Origin of the sequence: Amycolatopsis kentuckyensis (genome assembly GCF_002155975.1) — a bacterium.
Lineage (GTDB): Bacteria > Actinomycetota > Actinomycetes > Mycobacteriales > Pseudonocardiaceae > Amycolatopsis > Amycolatopsis kentuckyensis.
The window spans coordinates 1-3,159 of record NZ_MUMI01000728.1; the positions used below are offsets into that span (position 1 = coordinate 1).

Genomic DNA, 3,159 nt, shown 5'->3' on the forward strand with positions numbered 1-3,159 from the left:
CGCGGCGACGACGTCGGGCAGCACGGACCGGACCGGCAGGTCGGGCAGCTTCACTTGGCGGTGACCTCGGGGGGCGGGGGCAGCTGGTAACCGGACGGGCCGATGTTCGCGTTGAGCGAGCGCAGCCATTCGCCGGAGGAGATCATCTTCCGGATCGCGTCGTCGACCGCGGACACCCCCTGGGTGTCGTCCTTGCGCAGGCCGATGCCGTAGCTCTCCTTCGAGAACGGCTTCCCGACGATCTTCAGCAGCTCCGGGTCGCGGGCGACGTAGCCGGCGAGGATCACCGCGTCCGTGGTCACCGCGTCGATCTGCCCGGCGAGCAGCGCGGTCACGCAGTCGGAGTACCGCGGGTACTCGACCAGCTGGACGGCCTGGGCGTACTTGTCCTTCACCTGCTGCGCCGGCGTCGACCCGGTCACCGAGCACAGCCGCCGGCCGTTGAGCGCCTCCGGCCCGGCGATGTCGGCCGACGTCCGCCGCACCAGCAGGTCCTGGCCGGTGGTGAAGTACGGGCCGGCGAACGACACGACCTGCTTGCGCTTGTCGGTGATCGAGTAGCTGGCCACGACCAGGTCGACGGCGCCGGAGGTGAGGTCCGTCTCCCGCGTCGCCGACGTCGTCTCGCGCCACGTGATGTCCTTCGCCGGGACACCGAGCTCACTCGCGACGAAAGTCGCGACGTCGACGTCGAATCCGACGAAGCGGCCGTCGATGGTGTGCTCCGAGAGCCCCGGCGCGTCGAACCGGATGCCGATGGTCAGGTGATCCGTGGCACTCGCCCGGGTGACGAGCGAGTCCGTGGGCGAAACCTTCGCCGGACCGCACGCGGACGCCGTGACCAGCAGCAACGCCGAGCCGAGGAGCGTGCGCCACCGCATCCGGCCGCTCCCTCCGCCTCACGTTGTTCTCAGGTCCCCCCGTTAGCCTAAGTGCGTGGTGCGACCGTCCCAACCCGTGCTGAACACCGTCGGCACGCTCGCCCGGCTCGGGCTGGCGGCCGTCTGGCTCGTTTCCGGTGCGCTCAAGCTGGCGGATCCCGGCCAGACGCTGATCGCCGTGCAGGCGTACGAGGTGCTGCCGGACGCCCTCGAAAACGTGGTGGCCATCGCGCTGCCGCTCGTGGAACTCGTGCTCGGGCTGCTGCTGCTCGCGGGGCTGGCGACCCGGTGGGCCGCCGCGGCCGCGCTGGGGCTGCTCGCCGTGCTCATCGCCGGCATCGCCCAATCGTGGGCGCGCGGGCTGAGCATCGACTGCGGGTGCTTCGGCGGCGGCGGGCACGTGGCCGCGGGGCAGACCGAGTACCCGCAGGAGATCCTCCGCGACACGGGGTTCGCGCTGCTGGCCGTATGGCTGCTGGCGCGCCCGCGCACCTGGCTGTCGCTCGACGGCTGGCTGGCGCGAGGTCGCGGGAACTCGGGCGAGCCCGAACACGACTACTCGGGTATCGCGGAAGGGAATTGATACACAGTGGGTGGAGCTGAGCGGACCGCTCGGAAGCGTCGTCAGGCCGCGCAGGCCGGAGGGGCGAGGGCGGTGGCCCAGGCCAGGGGCGCGTCCGGGGACAAGCGGAAGTGGATCATCGGGATCGGGGCCGTGGTCGTCGTGGCCGCGCTCGTGATCGGCGGCGTGATCTGGACGATCGCGGACCGGAACCGGACCGAGGGCAAGGTCATCGACCCCGGCCAGGCGGCGAGCTCGCTGGCGGGGGACGTCACGCAGAAGCGCGACGGCGTGGTCGTCACCGTGGGCAAGGCCGGCGCCAAGGCCTCGATCGACGTCTACGCCGACTTCCTCTGCCCGATCTGCGGCGAGTTCGAGAAGCAGTACAAGGGCCAGGTCGAGCAGGCGATCAACGACGGCAAGCTGCAGGTGCGCTACCACATGGTGCCGCTGCTCAACCAGCGCTCCAGCCCGCCGGGCTACTCGCTCGACTCGGCGAACGCGGCGCTGGCCGCGGCCGACGCCGGCAAGTTCCTCCAGTTCCACGACGCGCTGTTCGCCAACCAGCCCGAAGAGGGCAAGCGCGGCTACGACAAGGCGCAGCTGATCGACCTCGGCAAGAACGTCGGCATCACCGACCCGGCCTTCGCTCAGACGGTCAACGCGGGCACCTACGACCAGCAGCTGAACACCGCGTTCCAGCAGATCGAGAACGACCCGAAGCTGGCGCAGGACTTCGGCGGCGGGCAGAGGGGGTTCGGCACGCCGACGGTCACCGCGAACGGCTCGATCGTGTCCTGGCAGGACCCGAACTGGCTCACGAAGGTCGTCGGCTGACTCCGGGCAATTCGCCCACTCGGGTAAGGACCGTGGACTAGGCTTGTCCCGCATCAGGGGAACCGGGGGTGCCGCGCGCACGTCGCACCTCCGGTGACAGGGAGGGCCAGTGGACGGTTCGGGTTTTCACGTCGATGAGGGCGCGTACACGCGGTACGCACGCGAAGTCGACCCGCTCGGGGAAGACGTCAAAGGGGCTGCCGACAAGCACGTCGGCCCGCACGTGACGCTCGGCGGCCACGGTTTCTCGGAGATGGGCGGCGAGTCCGGCTTCTCCGGCGCCTACAGCGGCCGGATGCGCGCGCTGCAGGAGAAGATGCACCGCGTCGGCGGCGGCTGGGGGCAGGTCGGCGAGGCCGCGCGGCAGACCGACCGCAACTACGCGGCGGTCGAGAGCGAACACGGCGACGTCGTCCGGCGGCTCGGCAGTGACCTCGGGCAGGACGCGTGACCGAGCACACCGACCAGCTCGTCCGGCACGGCCTCGACACGCCGAACCAGTTCGCGCAGAAGCTGCGCCACGACCCGGTGGCCATCAGCGGCGCGCGGGACGCGCACACCGCCTTGCAGACGTCGGTGGGGCGCACTCGCGACGTCGCGTCGGAGCAGCGCGTTTCGCTGGCTTCGGCCAGCTCCGGCTCGACGACCGACCGCGCCACGGCGACGTCGCAGAGCCTGGAGAAGGAGGTCCAGGACCTCCTCGACGAGAGCGCCGAGATCGAGAAGGCCGTCGCGGAGGCGGCCGAGACGCTGCACGTCGGCGAGATCAAGAACGACCAGGTCCGCGACCAGATCATCAAGGAGATCGCGGCTCTCCGGCGGCTGGATGGTCTTGACCGCTTCCAGCGCCTTCATCGACGCCGCGATCTCCTTGATGAT

Annotated in this window: 4 protein-coding genes and 1 pseudogene; 4 read left to right on the plus strand and 1 reads right to left on the minus strand. The window is 70.5% G+C overall.

The window, feature by feature from the left end; translation table 11 throughout:
* Positions 1-50: 50 nt before the first annotated feature.
* Positions 51-881 (minus strand): glutamate ABC transporter substrate-binding protein, encoded by an 831-nt coding sequence (locus CCN39_RS46735; protein WP_086853540.1) that lies wholly within the window; start codon positions 879-881, stop codon positions 51-53.
* A 76-nt stretch (positions 882-957) separates the two neighbouring features.
* On the opposite strand from CCN39_RS46735, the gene CCN39_RS46740 reads away from it, so the two are divergent.
* The 4 genes and pseudogenes from CCN39_RS46740 to CCN39_RS50965 all read left to right on the plus strand — a co-directional run.
* Positions 958-1,464, plus strand: coding sequence for a MauE/DoxX family redox-associated membrane protein (locus tag CCN39_RS46740; RefSeq protein WP_086853542.1), 507 nt, complete (start codon positions 958-960; stop codon positions 1,462-1,464).
* Positions 1,465-1,536: 72 nt separating this feature from the next.
* On the plus strand, positions 1,537-2,280 hold the full coding sequence (locus CCN39_RS46745; RefSeq protein WP_086853544.1) for a DsbA family protein: 744 nt from the start codon (positions 1,537-1,539) through the stop codon (positions 2,278-2,280).
* A 109-nt stretch (positions 2,281-2,389) separates the two neighbouring features.
* Positions 2,390-2,731 carry a hypothetical protein gene (locus tag CCN39_RS46750; protein WP_086853545.1) on the plus strand — a complete coding sequence of 114 codons (342 nt, stop codon included), beginning with the start codon at positions 2,390-2,392 and terminating at the stop codon, positions 2,729-2,731.
* Positions 2,728-3,159, plus strand: a pseudogene (locus tag CCN39_RS50965) (C40 family peptidase); the annotation flags it as partial. The gene CCN39_RS46750 and the pseudogene CCN39_RS50965, both read left to right, overlap by 4 nt.

Coding starts and splice junctions, on each gene's coding strand:
- CCN39_RS46735 (WP_086853540.1), bottom strand. CDS start 881: ATGCGGTGGCGCACGCTCCTCGGCTCGGCGTTGCTGCTGGTCACGGCG.